Raw genomic sequence first — 23,360 nt, 5'->3', positions numbered from 1 at the left:
CGGTTGGTTTCACCGAGGAGCTTCCCTCTTTCCCGCTCGTCCCTGCTCGCCGACTACACACTTATAGGGACACGACCCACGTGCGCGTGTCCCGGGAGATGTACGCGGACCGTCGCTCTCCACTCTGGGGCTCACGTCTCGTCCTCATGGTGCACGACGAACTGGTGGCGGAGCTGCGCGCGGACTGTCCAAACCGCCTCCACGACGCAGTCGAGCGCATGGCGGAACTCATGCGGCAGGCCATGCGCGAGGTGACGCCGGACCTCGCGGGCGCCATCGAAGCCGAGCCGGCACTCTCGCGCGTGCTCTCGAAGGACGCGTCCACGGTGCGCGACGCGAACGGGCGACTGCTGATGTGGGAGCCCGAAGCGAAGGCTGCCTGAACCAATCGCGGAAAGCGTCCCCATTGAAGAAGGAGTGAGCACCTGCATCCTTCCTGAGACTCCCTCCGAGCAACGCCCCGCCAAGCTCGTGTCCATTGACCCGGGTCTTCGGCATTGCGGTGTCGCCGTGTTCGACGTGCCAATGGGCGAGCGCGCAACGCTCCTGGCCGCCGGACTTCCGAAGAACCCCACGCGCCAGGACGGGGAGCTGTCGCTGGCATCGTGGGCCGCCATGGCATTCGCGGTCCGCAAGTGGCTTGGTCCGCGCATGGGCGACACGCCCCACCAGCTCGTCATCGAGCTACCCCGCGTTTACAGCGCCGCCCACCAGAAGGGCGACCAGAACGACCTCATCCAGCTCGCGGGCGTCGTCGGCATGCTCGGTGGCTTCCTGCCGAACGTCGCCAGCCGTCGCAGCGTCTACCCGCGCGACTGGAAGGGCACCCTCGACGCAGACGCGTTCATTGAGCGCATCAAGCAGCGTCTCGACGCCACCGAGCACCTGCGCGTGGAGCTGCCCACTGCCTCCTCGCTCCATCACAACGTCTGGGACGCCATCGGCATCGGGCTTCACGCCCTCGGTCGCCTCGCGCCCCATCACGTCTTCCCGAGGTAGCCATGTCAGCGCCCACGCCTAACAGCCCGCCAGCTCTCCCGGACTTCCTCACCGTGGACGAGGCCGCCAACTTGCTGCGCGTGAACCGGAAGACGCTCTACGAGGCAATCCGGCTCGGCAGCGTCCCAGGCGTCGTCCGCATCGGGAAAGCCCTCCGCGTCCAGCGCGACGCACTGCTAGCTTGGTCCTCGGGCAACAGCGGTCCTTCGCTCGGAGCAAAGTCGTGAGCGTCAGACTGCGGAAGTGGAAGTCCAAGGAGGGAAAGGTGCAGGAAGCGTGGTGGGTTGACGTGAAGTACCAACATCCCGACGGTTCGGTGGAGCGCGTGCGGAAGGCGTCTCCCGTCAACACCCGTCGTGGTGCTGAAGAGTACGAGCGCCAACTCCGTCACGCACTCCTGGCCGGAACCTTCGGGAAGGAAAAGAAGGAGGAGGCAGAGGCTCTCACGCTGGCGAAGTTCATCCAGCAGTTCCTCACCTACAGCGAGAACAACAACAAGCATTCCACCGTCGTCAGCAAGCAGCAGATTCTCAGGGATCACATCCTTCCTTTCTTCGGGGAGAAGAAGCTCGATGCAATCGGCCCAGCCGAAATCGAGGACTTCAAGGCAGCCATGAAGAAGAAGCCCCGACGGCTCAGCGGCCACTCTGAAACCCCATCCAAGCGAGCCCTCCGACGGCGCAAGGTCAACAAGCCGAAGACGTTGGGCCTGAAGACCATCAACAACGCCCTGGCCGTCCTCAGCAAGCTCCTCAACCTCGCCAAAGAGCAGAACGTCCTGGCCAACACCCCAGACGTGAAGCTCTTCAAGGTCGCGAAGCCCGACTACGACTTCCTCACCTTCGAAGAGGTGGATCAGCTCCTCGATGCGGCCACGCCCCAAGAGGCGGCCCTCCTGACGACGGCGCTCAAGACGGGCCTACGGCAGGGGGAACTCATCGGGCTCCAGTGGTCGGACGTCGACCTCATCCGCGCCAAGCTCCACGTCAAGCGGACCATCTGGCGCGGCGTCGAGGGCACTCCGAAGGGCGGCAGCTCCCGGACGGTGGACCTGCCTCAATCCGGTGTGGACGCGCTCAAGTCCCACCGACACCTCCGAGGCCCCTTCGTCTTCTGCCAAGAGAACGGAGAGCACCTCACTCCGGGGATGATGGACCACCTGCTCATCACCACGCTGAAGCGGGCGGGCGTCACTCGCGAGAAGGGCACCATCGGTTGGCACGACCTGCGCCACACCTACGGCAGCCACCTCGCGATGAGGGGCATCCCCATGAAGGTCATCCAGGAGCTGATGGGGCACGCCACGCTCGACATGACGATGCGGTACGCCCACCTGAGTCCAGACACCCGACGAGAAGCCGTGAAGGCTCTCGACAGCCCCGCGAGGGGCACATTGGGGGCACATGAACAGGACGCCATCGGCTGAAAATGAAAAAGCCCCCAAGTCCTAGGGACTTGGAGGCTCTTTCGGGTTGCCCAGGGCGGGATTCGAACCCGCACACCTTTCGGCGCCACCCCCTCAAGATGGTGTGTCTACCAGTTCCACCACCTGGGCGTTGCTGCGCGGACCATCTACAGGACCGCTTCGGATCACGCAACGAGATTCTAACCGCTGCGTGCTCCGATTTGTTTCAACCGGCCCCTCAGGGAGCCGGGGTCGGCGCGGGGGCCTGCTGGCCCTCGGCCGGAGCCGCCTCACCGCGCGGCTGCTCCACCGTCCCAGGGGCCGCCTGCTGACCCGCCGGAGACGACGTCTCACCCGCCGCAGGAGCCGGCGCCGCGGGAGCCGCCGGAGCGGGCGCCGCGATGGAACCGCCCGCCGCCACCGAGGACTTCAGGCCGACGAAGGACAGGCCCAGCGACGTGAAGAAGAACATCGCCGCGCACACGCCGGTGAGCTTGCTCAGGAAGGTCACCGCGCCACGACCACCAAAGGCACTCGTGGCCGCGCCGCCGCCGAGGGCCGAGCCCATGCCAGCGTCCTTACCCGGCTGCAGCAGGATGACGAAGATCATGAACACGCACACGAGGACGTGCACGATCGTGACGAAGGTCAGCATGTGGAGTTTTCCGAACGTTCCGTGAAAAGAGGGCGCACCTTATTGCAGAAAACAGTGCGCCGATAGCACCAAATCGCGCGCACTACCCTACCGGGCCGCCTGGATGATGGCCGCGAAATCGCCGACCTTCAGGCTCGCCCCCCCCACCAGCGCCCCGTCCACGTCCGGCTGCCCCAGCAATTCCGCGGCGTTATCCGGCTTCACACTGCCGCCGTACTGGATGCGCACCTGGGCGGCCGTCTGTTCGCCGTACAGCCGGCCCACCAGCGCCCGGATGGCCGCGTGGACCTCCTGCGCCTGCGCCGACGTCGCGTTGCGCCCCGTCCCAATCGCCCACACCGGCTCGTACGCCAGCACGAAGCCCGCCACGTCCTTCGCCTCGAAGCCCTCCAGCCCTCCCCGGACCTGGCGCTCCACCACCTCCAACGTCCGGTTCGCCTCGCGCTCCGCCAGCGTCTCGCCCACGCAGAGGATGGGCGTCATCTTCGCGGCCAGCACCGCCTTGGCCTTCTTGTTCACCGTCTCGTCCGTCTCGCCGAACAGCTGCCGGCGCTCCGAGTGCCCCACGATGACGTAGGCACACCCGAGCTCCGCCAGCATCGGCGCGGACACCTCGCCGGTGAACGCCCCCGACGACTCCCAGTGGCAGTTCTGCGCCGCCAGCTGCAACGGCGCGCCCTCCAGCGCGACGTGCACCGCCTGCAGCGCCAGGTACGTCGGCGCCACCACCACCTCCACCACATCCCCCACGGAGGTCACCGCCCCCCGCAGCTCACGGACCAGCGCCAGGGCCTCCGGCACCGTCTTGTTCATCTTCCAGTTGCCGGCGACGATCTTCCGACGTCGAGACGAGACGGCCATGTGTCACTCCCCCAGCGCTGTGGATGTGGTGGTGCTGCTGCTTGGGCGCGACGGAGACTACCGCGTCTCCAGCGCCTTGATGCCCGGAAGCTCGCGGCCTTCCAGGAACTCCAACGAGGCCCCGCCGCCCGTGGACACGTGGCTGAGCTGCTCCGCCAGCCCCATCTGCTCCACGGCCGCCGCGCTGTCCCCGCCGCCAATCACGGTGATGGCCTGCTTGTTGTTCGCCATGGCCGTGCCCACCGAGCGCGTGCCCTCGGCGAACTTCGCCACCTCGAACAAGCCCATGGGCCCGTTCCACACCACCGTGCGCGCGTCGCGGATGTGCTGCGTGAACAGCGAGCGCGTCTTCGGACCGATGTCCAGGCCCATCATGTCCTTGGGCACCGCGTTGTCCGGCGTCTCCTGCGCGGAGCTCTTCTCCGTCGGCTCGGTGCCGACGATGTGGTCCACCGGGAGGACGATGGGCGTCTTCAGCCGGTGCGCCGCCTCGAGCAGGCGCGTGGCCAAGGACAGCTTGTCCTCCTCGACGCGGGACTTGCCCACCTCCACGCCCTGCGCCTTCAGGAACGTGTACGCCATCGCCCCGCCCACCAGGAGCGCGTCCACCTTGGGCAGCAGGTTCTCGATGACCTTGATCTTGTCGCTCACCTTCGAGCCACCCAGGATGGCCACGAAGGGCTTCTCCGGCGTCTTCAGCACGCGGCCCAGGTACTCGATCTCCTTCTTCATCAGGAGGCCCGCCGCCTTCTCCTTCACGAAGGGCACCATGCCCGCCGTGGAGGCATGGGCGCGGTGCGCGGTGCCGAAGGCGTCGTTGACGTAGACGTCCGCCAGCGCGGCCAGCTCGCGCGCGAAGGCCTCGTCGTTGGCCTCCTCCTCCTTGTGGAAGCGCAGGTTCTCCAGCACCACCACCTGCCCCTCCTTCAGCTCCTTCACCTGCTTCTTCACGCCGTCGCCCACGCAGTCATCCGTGAGGATGACCTCGTGCTTGCCGCCGAGCAGGTCGGCCAGCCGCACGGCGACCGGCTCGAGCGACAGCTTGGGGTCCGGTCCCTTCGGACGTCCCAGGTGGGAGGCCAGGATGACCTTGCCGCCCAACTCCAGCGCGCGGCGGATGGTGGGCAGCGCCTCACGGATGCGGGTGTCGTCCGTCACCTTCCGGCCGTCGAGCGGGACGTTGAAGTCCACGCGGATGAAGGTGCGCTTGCCCGTGAGTTGCAGCTCGTCGATGTAGCGGATCATCTTGGCTCTCCCTGGACCGGAAACGGACTACACGCCCTTCGACACGAGGAACTTCGCCGTGTCGACCATGCGGTTGGAGAAGCCCCACTCGTTGTCGTACCAGGCCATGACCTTCAGCATGTTGTCGCCCATCACGAAGCAGTTGGTGGAGTCGAAGATGGCCGAGTGCGGGTTGCCGTTGTAGTCCACCGACACCGTCTGCGCGTCGCTGAACTCCAGGATGCCCTTGAGCGGACCGGCGGCGGCGGCGCGGTAGGCCTCCACCACGGCCTCCTGGGTGATCTTCTTCTCGGTGTTCACCGTCAGGTCCACCAGGGACACGTTCGGCGTGGGGACGCGGACGGCCAGGCCGTGCATCTTGCCCTTGAGCTGCGGAATCACCTCGCCGATGGCCTTCGCGGCGCCGGTGCTGGTGGGAATCATGGAGAGCGCGGCGGCGCGGGCGCGGCGCATGTCCTCGTGCGTGAGGTCCAGGATGCGCTGGTCGTTGGTGTAGCTGTGCACCGTCGTCATCAGGCCCTTCTCGATGCCGAAGTTGTCCACCAGCACCTTGGCGATGGGCGCCAGGCAGTTGGTGGTGCACGAGGCATTGGAGATGATGTGGTGCTTGGACGCGTCGTACTCGCCGTGGTTGATGCCGTAGGCGATGGTCAGGTCCGGGCCCTTGGCCGGCGCGGAGATGAGGACCTTCTTGGCGCCCGCCTTCAGGTGCTTCTCGGCGCCCTCGCGGCCGGTGAAGCGGCCGGTGCACTCGAGCACCACGTCCACGTTCAGGCTCTTCCAGGGCAGCGCCGTGGGGTCCTTCTCCGCGGTGACGATGATCTCCTTGCCGTCCACCACGATGCCCTTGTCCGTCGCCTTCACCTCACCCGGCCAGGTGCGGTGCACGGAGTCGTACTTGAACAGGTGCGCCAGGGCGGCGGGCTTGTCCAGGTCGTTGATGGCGACGATCTCCAGGTCTTCCTTGCGGCTGAGCGCGGCGCGGAGGATGCAGCGACCGATGCGTCCAAACCCGTTGATGGCGATGCGAGTGGCCATGTGCGTGTCTCCTTAGAAGAGGTGGGCGCGAAAGGCGCGCCCACGAACGGTTTTCACGTCAGAAAACGAGGGCCGCCGACCGTAGGCACGCGGCCCCGCTGAGTCAACGCTTCAGGTCGCTCGTGCGACGGCGCGCGCGTCGAAGCTGAACAATCACCCCGACCAACAGCCACAGCCCCGCGCCCGTTCCCCCGCCGGCCCCGCAGCCGCAGCCCGAGTCGCCCAGCGGATGGTAGAACTGGGGCAGCGCGTCCAGGACGATGGGCTCGGGGGGCTCGGGAGGCTCGGGCTCCTCGGGAGGATGCGGGTCCACCCCGCGCGGCGCCACGCACCCGCTCAACAGGCCGGGCCCCGTCTCGCCGGAATCCCCGACGGGCGGCGAGCCCGGCGCGGGGAAGCCCGCGCGCACCAGGAACGCGGACAACAGCCGCGCCCGCGCCGCCCGGTCCACCACCGCCTCGAAGGGGACCCCCAACAGCAGCACCTGCCCCGCGGGCATGGAGAACACCCCCGCCCCCAGCTCCGTCCCCGCGTACCGCACCACCGCCGAGCCGCCCGAGGCCGGGATGAGCAAATCGGTGGACCCCACCGGATAGGCGCCCCGGGTGCCGTCGTCCAGGGCCACGCCCGTCCAATCCGCCAGGAAGTCTCCCGGCACGCCCTCCACGCTCCGAGGCGGCGCGCCGGTCCCCACCGAGGCCCGGAGGATGTCCGTGAGGAAGGCCTTGTCGTCCGCGTCCCCCACCGACAGCGCGGACGCCACCTGGCTGCCCGACAGCAGCAGATGTCCACCGCCCATCACATACGCGCGCAGCGTGTCCTGTTCGGCGCGCGTCAGTCCAGCGCCGGCCTCGCCCCCCCGTCCGGTGAACCAGTCCACCACCCGGTAGCCCGCGCCGACGGACACCAGCCCCGCCGCCACCGCCCCGCTCGTCGCGCTGTCGAAGGCCACGCCCGACTGGCTCATCGCGTCCCCGTGGCGGCGCACGTACGTGCCGTCGTTCATCGTCTCCAGGAGCACCCGCAGCGGGGCCTCCAGGTCATACGCGTCCAGCGCCTCGCCGCACGCCAGCGCGGAGTCCAGCCGCTCGAAGGCGTTGACCACCAGCGCCGGGCGCGCGTCCCCCGAGCGCACGCCGACGATGGCGGACGGGAAGCCCTCACCGCCCGCGCTCACCGCCGCGACGCGGAAGTAGCGCGAGACGCCCGCCGCCAGCGGCACGCTCAGGCTCGTCCCGGACACCTCGGTGCCGTCGTCCCAGGCCTGGCCGTCCTCGCTCTGGTAGACGCGGTACGCGGTGGGCGCATCGCGCCCCTCCTCGTCCGGGCTGGCCTGGGGCGCGGCCCAGCGCACCTCCACCGTGCCGGCCGAGACGTTGCGCGCCACCACCGCGTCGGGGGCCTCGGGCGGCAGCGTCACCGCCACGCCGTCCCGCGCGGCGTAGTACTTGATGAGGCCCTGGAGGATGGCGCGCGCGGCGACGCGGCGGAACGCCGGCTCCTTCAGCCGGTTCGAGTCCGCCACCGCGTCGTGGTACGCGATCTCCAGCAGCACCGACGGCATCTCCGGGTTGTGCATGGGGTTGACCTCGCCCAGGTTCGCCGAGCGCAGGTTGCGCACGCGCCACGTCGGGTCGACCTCGCGCTTGAGGTCCGTGCCCAGTTCGTCCAACAGCGCCCGCCCCAGCACGTCGCTTCCGGGAACGCCCTCGAACTGGAGCGTGCCGTCCACCGGGTTGCGTCCATAGACATAGGCCTCGGTGCCCACCACGTTGCCGGTGGTGGAGGCGTTGGTGTGCCAGGCCACGTACACCGCATCCTCACCCTCCTCGTGCAGCCACGCGGCGAAGCGCGCGCGGGCCGTCACGTCCGCGTTGCGCTCGTTGGCGATGGCGTTGGCCCCGGTGGGCGCGTACACCGTCGCGGGCGCGCCGCTGAACTGCACGTGGTAGCGCGCGGCCTCCTCGTAGCGGGGACGCGACAGCGCGGCCATCTGCGCGTCGCCGATGACGCCCGAGCCTCCGCCGAAGCGCACCGCGTCCACCGACACCGTGGCGCCCTCCTCCGCGTCGTTCATCAGCACCACCGCAGCGCGCTCCGGCCCCGCGTTCGCCTTGAAGAAGAAGCGGCCCAGGAGCACCCACGTCCCGCCGTGGCGGCGCTGGTTGACGCGGAAGTGGCTCTCGCCGCCCGCGTGGCGCACGACGTAGTGCGCGTTCTCGGTGCGCGTGGGCGCCGCGCCATAGGAGACGTACACGTGGTAGTTGCCGTCCGCGGGCACCACGGGAGCCCACGTGGCCGTGGCCGTGGACGTCTGCGTGGTGAGCAGCTCCCGCGTGGTGCCCTGCGTGAAGGGCTCCACGCCGTTGCCCATGGGGAAGGCAGGCGTGGCCCAGCCCTTCTGCTCCGTCGCACGGAACAGCCCCGTGTCCCCCGCCTCCGAGTAGCCCGCGCCACCGTCGTCCACGATGACCATGCGCGAGTTCAGGTCCGCCTCGCGCACCGGCACCACCGTGGCGCCCGCGCCCATCAACATGGGCAACAGGTACTGGTTCACCACCTCGGCGGAGATGAGGTCCTCCACCACCGCCCACGTGTTGGGCCGCTGCGTGGCCCAGCGCGACAGCGTGGGCGCCCGGTAGAAGCCGTGGCCGGGGCTCAGGTAGATGACCTTCCCGGACAGCGCGCCCGCCCGCGTCCGCGTCTGGGGCACCCCCGCGAGCGAGGCCTTCGTCGTGCCATCCCGCTGCTCGCGCCGCACCACGGGGGCGTCGGAGGCGCTCAGCTTCCTCGACTCGTGCGCGCGGCGGGTCGGCGCCGGCAGGTACACCGCGTCCGGGGGCTCCAGGCCACAGGCGCCCACTTCGCCCTCGTGGGTGTGCACGGGGGCCTGGGCGGAGGCGAGGGTGGAGGTCAACAGGAGGGCCAGCAGCACGCCGCCTGGACGCGCCCGGAAGAAGTCGGTGCTCATGGCGGCCGACCTTACCCATTCACATCTCCACGGCAATCGGACCCGTGAGTGCTAGCCTGCCCGTCCCTTCAGGTTCCGATGACCGTACCTGCCCGGCCACCTCCCACCTTCCCTTCCCGTCGCGGCTCGGGGTTCCTCGCCTCGTTCGGCCATGCCTGGGCGGGCCTCATCCACACCGTCGTCCACCAGCGCAACATGCGCCTGCACCTCATCTCCGCCGTGCTGGTGGGGCTGGTGGGCAGCGGCATCCCCCTGGGGCTCGCCGAGAAGGTCACGCTCATCTTCTGCGTGCTGCTCATCTTCTTCGCGGAAATCCTGAACAGCGCGCTGGAGCACCTGGTGGACCTGGCCGTCCAGCAGTTCGACGAGAAGGCCCGGCTCACCAAGGACGCGGCCGCGGCGGGCGTGCTGGTGCTCGCGCTGGGCACGGTGGTCATCTTCGCGGCCATCCTCGTGCATAACTGGGAGACGGTGCGCACGAGCACCGACGCCATCGTCCGCCAGGTGGCGCTCGGCCTGCCCTTGACGGCGTGCGTGGTGGTGCTGGTGCTGCCCCAGCGAAGGCCCGTCGGCGTGGACGTGGGCGCCTTCGTGGCGGGCGGCGTGCTGCTCGCGTTCCTGGCCCAGTACACGGCCAGCACCGTGTTCACCGCGATGACGGCGGGGCTGCTCTTCGTCGCGGGCTCGGCGGCCTACACCCGCCGACGCGAAGCGGGCTCTCCAGGGGCGCCAGCGGGCGATTCGGCGGTCAACCGGACATAAAAAAACCGGCTGACGCCGGTCCACCACCACCTCAGGGGGCGGGAGCCCCGGAACCCGTCCGGAGCTCGCTCACCCGCCGAGGGTCGCTTGGGGTGAGTCTCGCACGCTCAGGCGCGCTGACGCCACTCGGAGCCCTGCTCCGGGGACGCAGGCACGGCGACGGCCTTGTCGCCTTCCTTCAGGTCCGAGGTCACCAGATCGAGCAGCTCCGTGGCGATACCGATGACCTGGTGCGGCGTGTAGCCGCTGGCGCGAAGCTGGTTGAAGAAGGTGCGCGCCAGGATCCGGGTGCCCTTTTGATCGGTGCTCACAGTCAATGCCTCCAAATTTGGGGGCGGCGCGAACAACGAGGGCCGCCGGCTAATCACTCGAGCCTTGTTCTTCAACCCCCGTGCCAGTCGTTCTCTTCCAAACGGATTCACCAGCAGTTCCCAGGGGTTGAAGAGCCGCGCGGGTCGGCATGGGGTGAATTGGGGTGCGAAGGGGGCTACGCACCCGGGGGAACCCCCGAGGGAACTGGATGGCCGGGTGCATCACGAGGTACGCACCCGTTCCGCGGCGGCGAGCCCCTCGTGGTTTCAAGTGCTTGCAATCTTTCAGCGGGGTGGAGCAGAACGCGCCCCCCACCAGGAGCGAATGGCAATGGCGTATCGGGTGAACAACATCGGGCTGTGGCTGGACGAGCCGGAGGAGCTGCTCGGTCAGCGGGCCGCGGAGAAGCTGGGCGTCACCCGCTCCGACCTGGCCTCCGTGCGGGTGGTGCGCTCCGTGCTGGATGCGCGAAAGAAGGGCAGCCCGCGCTACATCTACACGCTGGAGGTGGAGATGGCGCCGGGGCGCAAGCCCAAGCAGCTGCCGCCGGACGTGGGCGAGGCGCCGCCGCCCCCCGAGCCGCTGACGTCGGTGAAGCCGCCCGAGCAGTGGCCCATCATCATCGGCACGGGCCCCGCGGGGTTGTTCGCCGCGCTGGGGCTGCTGGAGCGCGGCGTGAAGAGCATCCTCATCGAGCGGGGACGCGAGGTGGTGGCGCGGCGCAAGGACGTGGCGAAGCTGATGCGCGACGGCACGTTGGACCCGGAGAGCAACATGAACTTCGGGGAGGGCGGCGCCGGCGCGTACACGGACGGCAAGCTGTCCACGCGCATCAACCACCCCATGGTGCGCAAGGTCATCGAGGCCTTCGCCCGCTACGGCGCGCCGGACGCCATCCTGGTCGAGGGCAAGCCGCACATCGGCTCGGACCTGCTGCCGGGCGCGGTGGCGAAGCTGCGTGAGGAGCTCATCGCCGGCGGCTGCGAGGTGCACTTCGGCCAGCGCGTGGACGACCTCGTCTACAAGGACGGCCGCGTCGCGGGCGTGAAGCTCGCGGACGGGCGCACGCTGGAGAGCGACCGCGTCATCCTGGCCCCCGGCAACTCCGCGCGCGAGCTGTACGAGCGCTTCGCCGCCGACGGCCGCGTCAGCGTGGAGGCCAAGCCCTTCGCGCTGGGCTTCCGCGCCGAGCACCCGCAGACGCTCATCAACGGCATCCAGTACGGCAGCGCCGCGAAGAACCCGAAGCTGCCCCCCGCCGACTACAAGCTCGCGGAGAACCTGGACGTCGACGGCGAGGTGCGCGGCGTCTACTCGTTCTGCATGTGCCCGGGCGGAATCGTGGTGCCCACGCCCACCGAGGACGGGCTGCAGTGCACCAATGGCATGAGCAACTCGCGCCGCAACGCGCGCTACGCCAACGCGGGCATCGTCGTCTCCGTCTCCGTGGCGGACTTCGAGCGCGAGGGCTTCCACGGACCGTTGGCTGGTTTGCAGTTCCAGCGGCACTGGGAGCAGAAGGCGTACGAGCTGGGCGGCGGGAAGTTCTTCGCCCCCGCGCAGACGATTCCGGACTACCTGGCCGGGCGCGTGAAGAAGGACCCGGGCGGCACCAGCTACCGTCCGGGCCTGGCGCACGTGGACCTGAACCGGCTGTTCCCGGAGCGGCTCACCACGTCCCTCAAGCAGGCGCTGAAGACCTTCGACCGGAAGATGCGCGGCTTCATCAGCGACGAGGGCAAGCTCATCGGCATCGAGAGCCGCACGTCGTCCCCCGTGCGAATCACCCGCGGCGAGGACCTGCAGTCGGTGTCCTGCAAGGGCCTGTACCCCGCGGGCGAGGGGTGCGGCTATGCGGGCGGCATCGTCTCGTCGGCCATTGATGGATTGCGCGTCGCGGAGCAGATTGCCACCGAGCTGGCGTGAGCCACGCCCGCGCCCCAACAGAGGGAGCCCTGCCATGCGTTACGTCGTGCGCACTCCGGATGGTGAGCTGACCTACCCCAGCCTCCTGGACGTGGAGCGCGCCTACGTCCAGGGCCTGGTGGACGCCGATGATGAGGTGCGGGAGGAGACCTCCCAGACGTGGCGCAAGGCGGGCAGCCTGCCGGTGCTCGCGCGCGCGAAGTCGCCGTCCTCGGGGCTGGCGGCGCGGGGCCAGTGGCTCACGGTGGCGGGCGCGGTGCTGGTGGGCGCGCTGGCCCTGTCGCTGGTGCTGCGCGACTCCTGGCACCTGCGCATCCTGGGAATCGTCCTGGCCCTGGTGGTCAGTTCGCTGCTCACGCGGGTGACGTTCAAGGCCTTCAAGCGGCCTCCGCCCCAGGCCTGAGGCCCGCCTCCTCCCCTGCTCTCCAGCCGGAGGGCCCGACGCCCGCCGACATCGGCAAGCGCACGGCCCATCTTGTCCGCTGGAAGTCAGCCACGCGAGAGGGGAGGACGCACTTGCTCAGCACCTATCTGTCCAAAGATGCCGCCCGCCGACTGCGCCATGGAGCCCCCTGGTTGCGCCGGGAGGACATCGTCTCCATGGAGGGAACGCCCCAACCCGGCGAGCCCGTGCAGCTGCGGGACGAGGACGGCGCGGTGCTCGGGCTGGGGGACGTGGACCTGGAGGCCTCGCTCGCGGTGCGGCGGCTGGGCATGCCGGACGAGGCGGTGGAGGGGCTGATTCCGCGCCACCTGCGCCGCGCCTTCGAGCGCCGGGGCCGCATGGTGGACGACCCGCGCTTCTGCCGGGTGGTGAACGATGACGGGGACGGGCTGCCCGGCCTCATCGTGGACCGGTACGACACCCACTTCGTGGTGCAGACGCTGACGCGCTCCATGGACGCCCGGCACCAGGACATCACCCGCGCGCTGGTGGAGGTGACGGGCGCCAGCTCGGTGCTGCTGCGCAACGACTCCCCGCGCAGGAAGGCCCTGGGACTGTCCACCCAGCGGCCCCATGTCCTCTACGGCACCCCACCCCGCTGGTGCCGGCTGCTGGAGCTGGGCGCCAGGTTCACCGTGGACCTCACGTACGGCCAGGGCACGGGCTACGCCTATGACCAGCGGGAGCTGCGCCGCGTGGTGGGCCGCATGGCCTGGGATGGCCGGGTGCTGGACGCCGCCTGCAACGTGGGCGGGCTCTTCGTGCACGCGGGCCTGCACGGGGCGCGGCACATCCTCGCCTTCGACGCGGACGCGGACGCGGCGGACCTGGCGCGCGAGAACGCCGAGGCGAACGGGCTTCTGGGGCGCGTGCTGGTGGAGAAGGGCACCGCGCTGCAGGCCCTGCGCGCGGTGCGGGAGACCTTCGACCTGGTGCTGCTGGACACACTCCGGGTGGCGACCGAGGAGGAGTTCGTGGAGCACCTGCGGTACGCGCTGCGACGCACCCGGCATGGGGGCCGGCTGATGGTGGTCGGCTATCACCCACCCCTGGCGTTCGGCGGCTTCGACGAGTTGGTGGCCACCGCGTGCGAGGCGGAGGCGCGAATCGCCACCCGGCTGGCCCGGCCCGGACTGCCTCCGGACCACCCGACGCTGGTGGGCTCCCCAGGCGCGGAGTACCTGGACACGGTGGCGCTGGAGGTGAGCTGACGCGGGAAAGCACCGCTCCGCCGTGGGGAGTGCTAGTGTCCGCGCCCGCGATGACCAACGAAAACGCCCCCCAGACCGCGACCTCCACCCCGGCGGATTCCGTCAAGACCGTCCGCAAGGTGTACGCGGCCGACCTGCGTGAGAAGGACCGCGTCCACACCGTCTTCCGCGTCACCAAGAAGGAGAAGGTGACGGCCCGCAGCGGCAAGGTGTTCCTGGCCCTGACGCTCGTCGACAAGAGCGGCGAGGTGGACGCGCGCGTGTTCGACAAGGTCGACGCGCTCGAGCCGTCCTTCCAGTCCGGCGACTTCGTGCTCGTCCAGGGCAACGTCATCCAGTTCCACGGCCGCACGCAGGTGGTGGTGGAGGGCCTGGAGCGCCTGGACCCCGAGCCCCTGGACCCCAAGGAGTTCGAGCCGCCCCCGGCGCCTCCCGCCGAGGCCAAGGCCGCCCCGGAGGCGAAGCCCGCCGCCGAGCCGCGCGCCGAGAAGGCCGACAAGGGTGAGAAGAGCGAGAAGAGCGAGCCCCGTCACGACGGCGGCGGTGGCGCCCGGGCCGCGGGCCTCATCCGCGAGCTCATCAACGAGCGCATCAACGATCCGTTCGTGAAGCAGCTCCTGATTGCGTTCCTGGACGACCCGCAGGTGGCCGCGGGGCTGCCGGTGGCGCCGGCCGCCAAGGGCATGCACCACGCGTGGCGCGGCGGCCTGGCCGAGCACCTGCTGTCGGTGATGCGGCTGACCCTGCGGGTGGCGGACCACTACCCCATGGCGGACCGGGACCTGCTGCTGGCGGGCGCGTTCCTGCACGACGTGATGAAGGTGGCCGAAATCTCGCCGGACAAGGGCTTCGACTACACCGACGAGGGCAAGCTCGTGGGCCACCTGGTGATGACGGCCCAGAAGATCCGCGAGAAGACGCTGTCCATCCCCGGCTTCCCGCCGCTGCTCGAGAACCACCTCACGCACCTGGCCATCTCGCACCACGGGCAGCTGGAGTACGGCAGCCCCAAGGTGCCGATGACCATCGAGGCGCACATCGTCCACGCGCTCGACTCGCTCGACTCGCGCATCGCCTCGTGGCTGGAGGCCATGCAGCGCGACTCGAACGAGAAGTGGACGGACGTGCTGCGCCACTACGACCGGCAGCTCTGGAAGGGCCCCCTGCCCACCGTGCGCGGCCGCGGACCCGTCGAGGGTGGCGGCGGTGGTGGCGGTGGCCGCCGCAAGTCGCGCGAGGAGAAGCGCAAGAACCGGGGCGACAAGGCTCCGCAGCAGCAGGCCCCTTCGCAGGAGGGCGGCGCGCCGGTGGTGGCGCGTGAGGAGCAGCAGCCGCAGCAGCGTCCTCCCCGCCGCGAGCGGCCGCCTCGCGAGGACCGGCCTCCCCGCGAGGACCGTCCGCCGCGCGAGGAGCGCGCCCGGGACGAGCAGCGCGCGCCCCGCGAGGAGCGTCCGCCGCGTCCGCCGAGGGATCCGAACAGCCTGCCGAAGGAGCTGACCTTCAAGCCCTTCAGCGCGCTGACGACGCTCTCGGGCGACAAGAGTGGCGAGGGTTCGTCGGAAAGCTGAGTCGTCATGGCGAAGAAGCTGGGTGAGCGCCTCATCGAGGCGGGGCTCGTCAACGCCGGGGCCGTGGAGCAGGCCCTGGAGCACCAGAAGATCACCGGCCACAAGCTGGGGGACTGTCTGGTGGAGCTGGGGCTCCTCCAGGAAGCGGCGTTGCTGCGCTTCCTGGCCGCGGAGTTCCAGACGCGCTTCGTGAGCGCGGACAAGCTGGCCAAGGCGAAGATCGCCACCGAGGTGCTCGACAGGCTCCCGGTGCGACTCGCCGAGGCGCAGAACGTGCTGCCCCTGGCGGTGGACCCGGACCGGAAGCTGTTGTCCGTGGTCGCCGCCGAGCCGCAGAACAAGGCGCTGATGGACGAGATTGCCCTCGTCACGGGCATGTCGGAGGTCTACGCGTATGTGGGCCTGCGCGGCGCCATCGCCGCGGCCATCCGCAAGCACTACTACGGCGACCCCACCGCGTTCGCCGCGCTGCTGGAGGCCGCGAGCGCGCAGTCCGGCCCCGCCGAGTCCACGTCGCGCTCCGGCGCGCCGGAGCACAACCGCACGTCCACCAGCAACCGCAGCAGCCTGTCCTTCCGCATGGAGACGGACCCGCGCATGCGGGTGCAGCGCCCCAGCGGCGGCACACAGGTGGCCGGGCGTCCGTCGTCCACGCAGCGGCGCGAGCCGGGTGGCCCGCGCGGGCTGGTCAGCGACATCGACTACGTGGAGACGCTGGGCATCCTCGTGGGGCTGCTGGAGCAGGACCGCCAGCGGCACCGGGGACACTCCGCGCAGCTGGCGCGGCAGGCGGGCATCGTCGGTCAGCGCATGGGCATGCCCCACAAGGAGCTGGCCGCGCTGTCCATCGCCGCGTACCTGCACGACCTGGGCAAGCCGTCCGAGCGGCACTTCTCGCTGGCGAGCAACGCCGTCAACTCGGAGTGGAAGGCGCAGGCCCGCGCCGCGTGCCGCGCGCCCACGAAGCTGTTCGAGACGGTGCACCTGCCCGCGCAGGTCAACACCATCCTGGCGCAGCTGTATGAGGCCTGGGATGGCTCGGGCACGCCCCAGGGCGCCAAGGGAGAGGAGATCACCCTGGGCGCGCGCATCCTCGCGGCGGTGGACAGCTTCCTGGAGCTGACCAAGAACCCCGGCAACGCGCTGGGCAAGGCCCTGCCCAAGGAGCAGGCCCTGGAGCACCTGCGCACGAACGCGGGCGTGCTCTACGACCCGGTGGTGGCGGACATCGTCATCCAGTTGCAGAGCGGCGAGCTGCTCCGCCACAGGCTGGAGAGCGAGGGCCGGCAGGTGCTCGTGGTGGAGCCGGACGAGACGGCTCGCGGCGAGCTGCTGGAGGCCGTGCTCAAGCAGGGGCTGGTGGCCCATGCGCTGTCCACGCAAGAGGGCGCGCAGGATGGCCTCGCCCGGCAGGACTGCGATGTCCTGGTGGTGAGCCTGCGCCTGGGTCAGCAGGAGGTGTTGGATCTGCTCCAGCAGGCCCGCTCCGCGCCGGAGACGGCGGGGCTGCCCATCGCGGTGGTGGGTGAGCCGGATGCGCCCACGCGCGAGCGGCTGATGATGGGCGGCGCGACGGAGCTGCTGCCTCCCGGGGACAAGTCCCTCGTCGCCAAGGCGGTGCGCGCGCTGCTCGAGGACCGGGTGCTGCACAACGGCCCGGGGCGCGTGGTGCGTGGCAGCTTCGACGAGCTGCCTCCAAAGGAGCTGCTGCGCACGCTGGGCAGCGCGAGGAAGAGCGGCAAGCTCAACCTGCGTCAGCACACGCTGGAGGGCTCGATGCACCTGGAGAGCGGCCGCGTCGTGTTCGCTTCATTCGGCGGACACACGGGAGAGCCCGCGCTCCAGGCGCTCTTGAAGCTCAAGCAGGCCGACTTCCAGTACGACCCGGACGCGCTGCTGCTGGACGTGCCGCAGATGGACCAGGACCTCCAGGCCCTGGCCGGCGGCGTCAGCGCAGGTTGAGGTTGAAGAGGGCGGCGGCGTTGGCGGTGGTGACCTCGGTCACCGTCTCCAGCGTCACGCCCTTGAGCTCCGCCAGCTTCCGCGCGGTCTCCACCACGTGCGAGGGCTCGTTCTTGCGCCCCCGGTGCGGCACGGGCGCCAGGTACGGGCTGTCGGTCTCCACCATCAGCCTGTCGAGCGGCGCGAAGCGCACCGCGTCCTGCAGCGCCTCCGTCTTCTTGTAGGTGATGACGCCGGAGAGCGAGAGGTAGAAGCCCCGGTCCAGGTAGCGCCGCGCGGCGTCGGTGTCTCCGGTGAAGCAGTGGATGACGCCCTTGGGCACGCCCACCTCGCCGAGAATCGCGTCGCAGTCCTCGTGCGCGTCACGCACGTGCACCACCAGCGGCTTGCCCAGCTTCACGGCCAGCTCGCACTGGTGTCGGAAGATGCGCGCCTGCGCCTCCCGGGGCGAGTGGTCGTAGTAGTAGTCCAGGCCGGCCTCACCCACGGCGCGGACCTCGGGCCGAGCGCAGGTGCGCTCCAGCATGGCCAGGTCGTCCTCCGTGGCGCGCGCGGCCTCGTGCGGATGGATGCCGAGCGTGGGCGAGAGGAACTCCGGATGCGCGGCGGCCAGCTCCAGCGCGTTGCCCCACTCGCCAGGACCGTGGAACTGGCCCACGACGATGGCGTGGATGAGGCCCGCGGCGCGCGCGCGCTCCAGCACCGGGGCCGCGTCCGCGAAGTCCTTCACTTCCAGGTGGCAGTGCGCATCCACCAGTCTCATGTCCCCTCCTGAAACAAGTCGTCCAGTTCCTGCCGTGCCTCGGGTGAGGTGAAGGTGCTCACCGCCGCGCGCACGTGCTCGCGGCCCTCGGGGAGGCCCAATCTCCAGAGCCCATCCGCCGCGTCCAGCCGGTCCTCCTCCTGGGCGCTCACGTCCCGCAGCAGCGCGAGCAGCCAGGGCAAGGCCCGCTCGTCCCCCAGGCGCCCCAGGCCGCGCGCGGCGGCACCCCGGCAGGAGTCCTTCGGGTCATCGAGGATGGCCTTCAAACGCTCCAGCGCGCCGGGCGCCTTCACCTCGCCGAGCAGCTCCACCGCGAGCGCGCGGTCCTGGCTCCACTTCTTGCGCGAGCGCTGGAGCAGGTGCGCCGCGCCGTCGGCGTCACCCAGCCGGGCGAGGACTCCCGCGGCCTGCGTCTTGTCGAAGGCGGGGAGCAGCCAGCGGCCGAACAGCTTCTTCACCGCGGGCAGCGCGCGAGCGTCCTCGAGCTCCGCCAGTGCACCCAGGGCGCGGAAGCGGAGCAGGTCCGCGTCCAGCGCGTCGATGAGCACCTCGAGCCCCGCGGGGTGCTTGAGGGCGGCGATGCCTCGCGCGGCCTCGAAGCGCACCTCGGGGACGGAGTCCTCCAGCATGCCCGCGAGCGCACCGCGCAGCTCGGGACGGGCCATGTCCGCCAGTCGGCCCGTGGCCTCCAGGCGCACCAGCGACTCCTCATCGCGAAGCCGCGAGATGAGCAGCGCGATCGCCTCTTCTTGAGGCAGCACCACGGTGGCCAGCGCGATGCCCGAGCGCTTCACCTCGGGCTGCGCGTCCGACAGCATCCTCGGCACGACCTCCGTGAACTCGGGCGCGCGCGAGGGCACCTCCGCCGCGAGGTGATGGAGTTGCTCTGCAGCCTCCGCGCGAAACGCGGGGCGCTTCTCGTTCTCCAGCGCCAGCAAGGCCCGGTCCCGCTCCGCACGCCAATCCGTCACGTCCCATCACCTCGCTTGCCCGACAGCGTCCGCTTCGAGCACCTCGAGCGAACAGGGGCAGGGGGTTGCCACCCTGCCCCGTCCGCGCCGACTACTTCACGTCGCTGCCCGGCGGCACGTTGCCCGGATCCAACAAGGACAGGTCCTTGCCGCCCGGCCCCGCCGTCAGGAGCATGCCGCGCGACGAGATGCCCTTGAGGCTGCGGGGCTTCAGGTTCGCCACCACCACGACGTTGCGCCCCACCAGCGACTCCGGCGCGAACGCCTCGGCGATGCCCGAGACGATGGTGCGCGGCCCCGTCGCCTCGCCCACGTCCACCGTGAGCTTCAGCAGCTTGTCCGCCTTGGGGACCTTCTCCGCCGCGAGCACCTTGCCCGACTTGAGCACCACCTTGGCGAAGTCCGCGTACTCGATCTCAGCGGACGCCTCCCCTGCGCCCTCCGTCGCCTGCGTGACGGGCGCGGCCTCGGCCGGCTTCTTCTCCACCTTCTTCTCCTTGCCACCTTCGGCCTTCTTCACCTCGGCGGCCGGAGCCGGCGCGCCGCCCGCGGGCAGCGAGAGGATGGCGTTGACGCGCTCCTCCTCCAGCCGGGGCAACAGCGGCTCCGGCGTGCCGATGGGACGGCTGCGGTCCAGCAGCGGATACTTCGCGCCCTCCAGCGCCTGGAACGTGAGCGGCGGCGCGCCCAGCTGCGCGAACAGCTTCTCGGACAACCTCGGCGTCACCGGGCCCAGCAACGCGCCCAGCAGGTACACGACGTCCGCCGCGTCGGAGAGGTCCGCGCGCGCCGCCTCCGCGTCCTTCTTCACCAGCGCCCACGGCGCCTGCGCCTGGACGAAGGCATTCGCAGCCGACGCGATGTCCGTGATGACGCGGATGGCGTTGCGGTACTCGAGCTTCTCGAACGCCTCGCGCACCTCGCCGACCCGGGCCAGCACCGACTCCACCAGCGCGCGTCCAGGCCCCTCGGCCCGACCCGGCGCCAGCTTCCCGCCCAGCGGCCCGGCCAGGAGCGACAGCGCGCGGTTGGCCAGGTTGCCCACGTTGTTGACCAGCTCCCCGTTCACCCGCAGACGGAAGTCCTTGAGGTTGAGGTCCAGGTCCTCCACGCCCGCGCCCAGGTTGGCCGCGTAGAAGTAGCGCAGGTAGCTGGGGTCCAGCTGGTTCAGGTAGTCGCGCACCGGAATCATGGTGCCGCGGCTCTTCGACATCTTCTCCCCGTTCACCGTGAGGTGGCCGTGGACCTTGATCTCGCTCGGCACATGCAGGCCCGCCACGTCCAGCACCGCGGGCCAGAACAGCGCGTGGAAGTAGACGATGTCCTTGCCGATGAAGTGGACGATGCGCGCGCCGCTGTCCTTCTCCCAGTAGTCCAGCGCGCTCTTCGCCTTGCCCGTCTCCTTCGCCCACTTCTCCGTCGTGGCGATGTAGCCGATGGGCGCGTCCAGCCAGACGTAGAAGTACTTGTCCGTCTCACCGGGAATGGCGAACCCGAAGTAGGGCCCGTCACGGCTGATGTCCCAGTCCGCGAGCCCCTTCTCGAAGAAGCCCTGCAGCTGCGTCGCGAGCCCCGGGTGGAGGAAGCCCGGCTTGCGCAGCAGCGCCTGGAGGAAGTCCGCGTGCTTCGAGAGCTTGAAGAACAGGTGCGCCGAAGACTTGCGCACCGGAGGCGTCCCGCAGAGCGCACAGCGCGGCTCGATGAGGTCCGTGGGGCTGTACGCCTTGCCACACTTCTCACAGACGTCACCGTACTGGTCGGGCGACTTGCAGTTGGGACAGGTGCCCTTGATGAAGCGGTCCGGCAGGAATCGGCGGTCCTTCTCGCAGTACGCCTGTTCGACGTCCTTGCGCTCGATGTCGCCCTTCTCCTTCAGTCGCCCGTAGATGAGCTCCGCGTAGTGGCGGTTCTCCGGCGAGTTGGTGGAGTGGAAGGAGTCGAAGCGCACGTCCAGGTCGTGGAAGTCCTTCTGGTGCTCGTCCTGGAAGCGGGCGATGAACTCCTCGGGCTTGAGCCCGTGCTTCGCCGCGTTGAGCTCGATGGGCGTGCCGTGCGTGTCGTCCGCGCAGAAGTAGACGACGTCCTTGCCGCATGAGCGGAGGAAGCGCACGTAGATATCGGTCTGGATGTACTCGACGGCGTGCCCGAGATGGATGGGGCCGTTCGCGTACGGAAGCGCACTGGTGACGAGGATTCTCTCCGCCATGGACTCTCCTGGGGGCGGCGGACATTAGCCGCTCGGGGGGCCGAGGTCATCGACGGCGTGGGGCCGCGCGCACGAATGCACGACGGAGCCGGGGATGTTATCGACCGGATACGAATGTGCACCATCGTCATCCTTCGTCAGGTCCACCCCGAATGGCCGCTGGTGCTCGCGGCCAACCGGGACGAGTTCTACGCACGTCCCACGACGGGCCCCCAGGTCCTGCTCGAGTCCCCTCGCGCCGTCGGCGGACGGGACGTGGAGCGCGGCGGGACGTGGATGGGAGTGACTAACGAGGGCCTCTTCGTGGGCCTGACGAACCAGCGCGGAGGACAGGGGAAGGGCCCGGCCCCCCGCTCGAGGGGAGAGGTGGTCCTCCAGGCCCTGCGGGCCGCCAGCGTGGAGGGCATCGAGCGCTACCTGGACACGCTGTCCGGCGAGGACTTCCTCCCCTTCAACCTCCTCTACGGCGATGCCCGGACGCTGCGGGTCGCCTACGCCAGGACGGGCCAGGCCGAGCTGCGGCGCGAGGACGTCCCCCCAGGCATCCACGTGCTCCCCAATGACGTGCTCGACAGTCCGGAGCTCCCCAAGGTGGCGCGAGCCCGGATGCTCGCCGCCGAGCTGCCGCACGAGCCCTGGCCCCGGTTCGAATCCGGGCTCAAGGCCCTGCTCGGGGACGACCTGCTGCCCCCGGAGAGCGGGACGCCGCGCCCCGCGCCCGGGGAGTCGCTGCCCCCCGACTTCCTGCGTCGCCTGCAGGCGCTCTGCATCCATACGCCCGCCTATGGCACGCGCTGGTCCTCCATCGTCGCCCTGGCTCCGGGACGCGTGGGGCATTACCTGGTGTCGCAGTCCGCGCCGTGCGAGGGCTCCTGGGAGGACATCACGGGGATGCTCGATGTCCCCCCTCCCACGACGCGCTGAGCCCGCGGCGCCCCTCGCCCAGGCGCGCCAGCAACCGTGAGAGCAGGGGCCACGGGTGCGCGCCCTGCTCGGCGCCGAGCCCGCGCAGCGCGCGATGCAGCGCCACGAAGTCCCGCGCCACGTCCGGGTCGTCGAGCACGGCGCCCCCTCCGGGAAAGAGGTCGTCGACGAGCGCCACGTCCTCGTCTTCCCATACACGGCGCGACGGCGGCCTGAGCAGGGCCACCGGCACGAGCATCCCGCACAGCACCCCGGGGCGACCGCTCTCGGCGTGCAGCGCGTGGACTTCACCTGGAGGAATCACGACAAGGCTTCCGGGCGGCGCCATCAGCCGGACACCTCCGCAGCACACCTGCTGGACATGCCCCGCGTCCAGCGTGAGCTGGAGCTCGTCATGGACATGCAGGGCCTGCGTGGTGGCGCGGCCACTCACCCGATACAGCACCAGTCCCGGGTATGTGCCGGGTCGCCAGACCTGCGCCGTCGCATGCCCGTCCCACTCCGTCACCATCTCCCGCTCCCCGCGTCGATGTACGGGAAGCTAGACGCCGATGTGGGTTCGGCGCAGCCAGCCCCCGGGACACAGGCCGTGTCGTCGGGCCGGCACTCGCCTCAGGCCGGACCGGCGGGCGCGGGCTCGCCCACGAGGACGCGTGCCCGGCCGTCCATGGAGAGCTTCACCTCCTCGACAGTGCCGAAGCCGGACTCTCGCGCCAGCTCCGCCAGGTGACGCATCCACGGGTTGTAGGGCATCCCGTTGTCCGAGCAGCACGGCACCACGGCGAACGGCAGCCGATGTCTCGCCGCGTATTCGATGATGACGCGCGTGGCGCCGTCCGGGTGCATTCCCACCACCAGCTCCGCCTCGCACGGCTCGTCCAGCGTGAAGATGCGCTGGGCATACGTCACCGGCAGGTGCTTGTGCCGCAGGTCGAAGGTGGTGACGGCGCGGCCCCGCCGCGTCAAGGCCTCGTTGAGGCGCCCCTGCCCTCCCGCCACGTCGAAGACGCGAGGGGCCATGAAGCGCGACACGATGAAGTCCGCGAAGAGGTCGAAGCGACGCTTGTCCGCCATACGCGGCCTCCTCTACCCGAGCCGGACTCCGAGTGCACGTCCCAGTGTGCCCGCCCGCTCCC

Annotated in this window: 21 protein-coding genes, 1 tRNA gene and 1 pseudogene; 11 read left to right on the top strand and 12 right to left on the bottom strand. The window is 70.0% G+C overall.

What is annotated here, in order from left to right; all coding sequences use genetic code 11:
* From K8640_RS10505 to K8640_RS10490, 4 genes and pseudogenes are all read left to right on the top strand, one after another.
* Positions 1–383 (top strand): annotated as a pseudogene (locus tag K8640_RS10505) (hypothetical protein); the annotation flags it as partial.
* Positions 384–417: 34 nt separating this feature from the next.
* Positions 418–999 (top strand): hypothetical protein, encoded by a 582-nt coding sequence (locus tag K8640_RS10500; RefSeq protein WP_223746903.1) that lies wholly within the window; start codon positions 418–420, stop codon positions 997–999.
* A gap of 2 nt (positions 1,000–1,001) precedes the next feature.
* Positions 1,002–1,226 (top strand): helix-turn-helix domain-containing protein, encoded by a 225-nt coding sequence (locus K8640_RS10495; protein WP_223746902.1) that lies wholly within the window; start codon positions 1,002–1,004, stop codon positions 1,224–1,226.
* The gene (locus K8640_RS10490) at positions 1,223–2,425 is read left to right on the top strand and encodes a site-specific integrase (RefSeq protein WP_223746924.1); all 1,203 of its coding nucleotides are present in this window, start codon (positions 1,223–1,225) and stop codon (positions 2,423–2,425) included. The genes K8640_RS10495 and K8640_RS10490 overlap by 4 nt, the downstream gene beginning before the upstream one ends.
* A gap of 47 nt (positions 2,426–2,472) precedes the next feature.
* Here the strand turns inward: K8640_RS10490 and K8640_RS10485 are convergent.
* The 6 genes from K8640_RS10485 to K8640_RS10460 all read right to left on the bottom strand — a co-directional run bounded on the left by K8640_RS10485 (position 2,473) and on the right by K8640_RS10460 (position 9,174).
* Positions 2,473–2,554 (bottom strand) — tRNA-Leu (locus tag K8640_RS10485).
* Positions 2,555–2,642: 88 nt separating this feature from the next.
* Entirely contained in the window at positions 2,643–3,059 is a 417-nt protein-coding gene (gene secG, locus K8640_RS10480) for a preprotein translocase subunit SecG (RefSeq protein WP_046713064.1), read from the bottom strand.
* Positions 3,060–3,146: 87 nt separating this feature from the next.
* Positions 3,147–3,920 (bottom strand): triose-phosphate isomerase, encoded by a 774-nt coding sequence (tpiA, locus tag K8640_RS10475; protein WP_046713063.1) that lies wholly within the window; start codon positions 3,918–3,920, stop codon positions 3,147–3,149.
* A 57-nt stretch (positions 3,921–3,977) separates the two neighbouring features.
* Entirely contained in the window at positions 3,978–5,165 is a 1,188-nt protein-coding gene (locus tag K8640_RS10470) for a phosphoglycerate kinase (RefSeq protein ID WP_223746901.1), read from the bottom strand.
* A 27-nt stretch (positions 5,166–5,192) separates the two neighbouring features.
* Entirely contained in the window at positions 5,193–6,203 is a 1,011-nt protein-coding gene (gene gap / locus K8640_RS10465) for a type I glyceraldehyde-3-phosphate dehydrogenase (RefSeq protein WP_141323170.1), read from the bottom strand.
* A 103-nt stretch (positions 6,204–6,306) separates the two neighbouring features.
* A complete protein-coding gene (locus tag K8640_RS10460) occupies positions 6,307–9,174 on the bottom strand; it encodes an N-acetylmuramoyl-L-alanine amidase (protein WP_223746900.1) in 2,868 nt (955 codons plus the stop codon).
* A gap of 78 nt (positions 9,175–9,252) precedes the next feature.
* On the opposite strand from K8640_RS10460, the gene K8640_RS10455 reads away from it, so the two are divergent.
* Positions 9,253–9,936, top strand: a complete 684-nt coding sequence (locus tag K8640_RS10455) for a diacylglycerol kinase family protein (RefSeq protein ID WP_223746899.1) — start codon at positions 9,253–9,255, stop codon at positions 9,934–9,936.
* A gap of 107 nt (positions 9,937–10,043) precedes the next feature.
* On the opposite strand, the gene K8640_RS10450 is transcribed toward K8640_RS10455, so the two are convergent.
* Positions 10,044–10,247 carry a hypothetical protein gene (locus K8640_RS10450; protein ID WP_174816750.1) on the bottom strand — a complete coding sequence of 68 codons (204 nt, stop codon included), beginning with the start codon at positions 10,245–10,247 and terminating at the stop codon, positions 10,044–10,046.
* Positions 10,248–10,578: 331 nt separating this feature from the next.
* Between K8640_RS10450 and K8640_RS10445 the strand changes: the two genes are divergently transcribed.
* From K8640_RS10445 to K8640_RS10425, 5 genes are all read left to right on the top strand, one after another.
* Entirely contained in the window at positions 10,579–12,174 is a 1,596-nt protein-coding gene (locus K8640_RS10445; protein WP_046713058.1) for an NAD(P)/FAD-dependent oxidoreductase, read from the top strand.
* Positions 12,175–12,208: 34 nt separating this feature from the next.
* A complete protein-coding gene (locus tag K8640_RS10440; protein WP_141323166.1) occupies positions 12,209–12,577 on the top strand; it encodes a hypothetical protein in 369 nt (122 codons plus the stop codon).
* A 113-nt stretch (positions 12,578–12,690) separates the two neighbouring features.
* Positions 12,691–13,830: a class I SAM-dependent rRNA methyltransferase gene (locus tag K8640_RS10435; RefSeq protein WP_223746898.1), complete on the top strand. Its 1,140-nt coding sequence runs from the start codon at positions 12,691–12,693 to the stop codon at positions 13,828–13,830.
* A gap of 50 nt (positions 13,831–13,880) precedes the next feature.
* Positions 13,881–15,398, top strand: coding sequence for a 3'-5' exoribonuclease YhaM family protein (locus tag K8640_RS10430; protein WP_223746897.1), 1,518 nt, complete (start codon positions 13,881–13,883; stop codon positions 15,396–15,398).
* A 6-nt stretch (positions 15,399–15,404) separates the two neighbouring features.
* Positions 15,405–17,360, top strand: a complete 1,956-nt coding sequence (locus K8640_RS10425; RefSeq protein WP_223746896.1) for an HD domain-containing phosphohydrolase — start codon at positions 15,405–15,407, stop codon at positions 17,358–17,360.
* Here the strand turns inward: K8640_RS10425 and K8640_RS10420 are convergent.
* The 3 genes from K8640_RS10420 to metG all read right to left on the bottom strand — a co-directional run bounded on the left by K8640_RS10420 (position 17,347) and on the right by metG (position 21,300).
* On the bottom strand, positions 17,347–18,123 hold the full coding sequence (locus K8640_RS10420) for a TatD family hydrolase (protein WP_223746895.1): 777 nt from the start codon (positions 18,121–18,123) through the stop codon (positions 17,347–17,349). The genes K8640_RS10425 and K8640_RS10420 overlap by 14 nt on opposite strands.
* Complete coding sequence (locus K8640_RS10415) at positions 18,120–19,094, bottom strand: HEAT repeat domain-containing protein (protein WP_223746894.1); 975 nt, start codon at positions 19,092–19,094, stop codon at positions 18,120–18,122. Before K8640_RS10415 ends, K8640_RS10420 begins: the two co-directional genes overlap by 4 nt.
* A gap of 91 nt (positions 19,095–19,185) precedes the next feature.
* On the bottom strand, positions 19,186–21,300 hold the full coding sequence (gene metG, locus K8640_RS10410; RefSeq protein WP_223746893.1) for a methionine--tRNA ligase: 2,115 nt from the start codon (positions 21,298–21,300) through the stop codon (positions 19,186–19,188).
* Positions 21,301–21,414: 114 nt separating this feature from the next.
* Here metG and K8640_RS10405 point away from each other — a divergent pair, with 114 nt between their 5' ends.
* Positions 21,415–22,224: an NRDE family protein gene (locus K8640_RS10405; RefSeq protein WP_223746892.1), complete on the top strand. Its 810-nt coding sequence runs from the start codon at positions 21,415–21,417 to the stop codon at positions 22,222–22,224.
* Here K8640_RS10405 and K8640_RS10400 read toward each other — a convergent pair.
* Together K8640_RS10400 and K8640_RS10395 are read right to left on the bottom strand one after the other, a co-directional pair.
* A complete protein-coding gene (locus K8640_RS10400; protein WP_223746891.1) occupies positions 22,184–22,735 on the bottom strand; it encodes an AraC family ligand binding domain-containing protein in 552 nt (183 codons plus the stop codon). The two genes, K8640_RS10405 and K8640_RS10400, sit on opposite strands and share 41 nt — an antisense overlap.
* Before the next feature lie 101 nt (positions 22,736–22,836).
* Entirely contained in the window at positions 22,837–23,298 is a 462-nt protein-coding gene (locus K8640_RS10395; RefSeq protein WP_141323158.1) for a hypothetical protein, read from the bottom strand.
* Positions 23,299–23,360 lie beyond the last annotated feature (62 nt).

Origin of the sequence: Myxococcus sp. XM-1-1-1 (assembly GCF_020037095.1) — a bacterium.
Classification (GTDB): Bacteria; Myxococcota; Myxococcia; order Myxococcales; family Myxococcaceae; genus Myxococcus; species Myxococcus fulvus.
Note: the sequence above shows the minus strand (reverse complement) of the source record. Positions and strands in the feature narration are given on the sequence as shown.

Coding starts and splice junctions, on each gene's coding strand:
- tpiA (WP_046713063.1), bottom strand. CDS start 3,920: ATGGCCGTCTCGTCTCGACGTCGGAAGATCGTCGCCGGCAACTGGAAG.
- secG (WP_046713064.1), bottom strand. CDS start 3,059: ATGCTGACCTTCGTCACGATCGTGCACGTCCTCGTGTGCGTGTTCATG.
- K8640_RS10400 (WP_223746891.1), bottom strand. CDS start 22,735: ATGGTGACGGAGTGGGACGGGCATGCGACGGCGCAGGTCTGGCGACCC.
- gap (WP_141323170.1), bottom strand. CDS start 6,203: ATGGCCACTCGCATCGCCATCAACGGGTTTGGACGCATCGGTCGCTGC.
- K8640_RS10440 (WP_141323166.1), top strand. CDS start 12,209: ATGCGTTACGTCGTGCGCACTCCGGATGGTGAGCTGACCTACCCCAGC.
- K8640_RS10425 (WP_223746896.1), top strand. CDS start 15,405: ATGGCGAAGAAGCTGGGTGAGCGCCTCATCGAGGCGGGGCTCGTCAAC.
- K8640_RS10405 (WP_223746892.1), top strand. CDS start 21,415: ATGTGCACCATCGTCATCCTTCGTCAGGTCCACCCCGAATGGCCGCTG.
- K8640_RS10420 (WP_223746895.1), bottom strand. CDS start 18,123: ATGAGACTGGTGGATGCGCACTGCCACCTGGAAGTGAAGGACTTCGCG.
- K8640_RS10430 (WP_223746897.1), top strand. CDS start 13,881: ATGACCAACGAAAACGCCCCCCAGACCGCGACCTCCACCCCGGCGGAT.
- K8640_RS10470 (WP_223746901.1), bottom strand. CDS start 5,165: ATGATCCGCTACATCGACGAGCTGCAACTCACGGGCAAGCGCACCTTC.
- K8640_RS10495 (WP_223746902.1), top strand. CDS start 1,002: ATGTCAGCGCCCACGCCTAACAGCCCGCCAGCTCTCCCGGACTTCCTC.
- K8640_RS10395 (WP_141323158.1), bottom strand. CDS start 23,298: ATGGCGGACAAGCGTCGCTTCGACCTCTTCGCGGACTTCATCGTGTCG.
- K8640_RS10445 (WP_046713058.1), top strand. CDS start 10,579: ATGGCGTATCGGGTGAACAACATCGGGCTGTGGCTGGACGAGCCGGAG.
- K8640_RS10455 (WP_223746899.1), top strand. CDS start 9,253: ATGACCGTACCTGCCCGGCCACCTCCCACCTTCCCTTCCCGTCGCGGC.
- metG (WP_223746893.1), bottom strand. CDS start 21,300: ATGGCGGAGAGAATCCTCGTCACCAGTGCGCTTCCGTACGCGAACGGC.
- K8640_RS10460 (WP_223746900.1), bottom strand. CDS start 9,174: ATGAGCACCGACTTCTTCCGGGCGCGTCCAGGCGGCGTGCTGCTGGCC.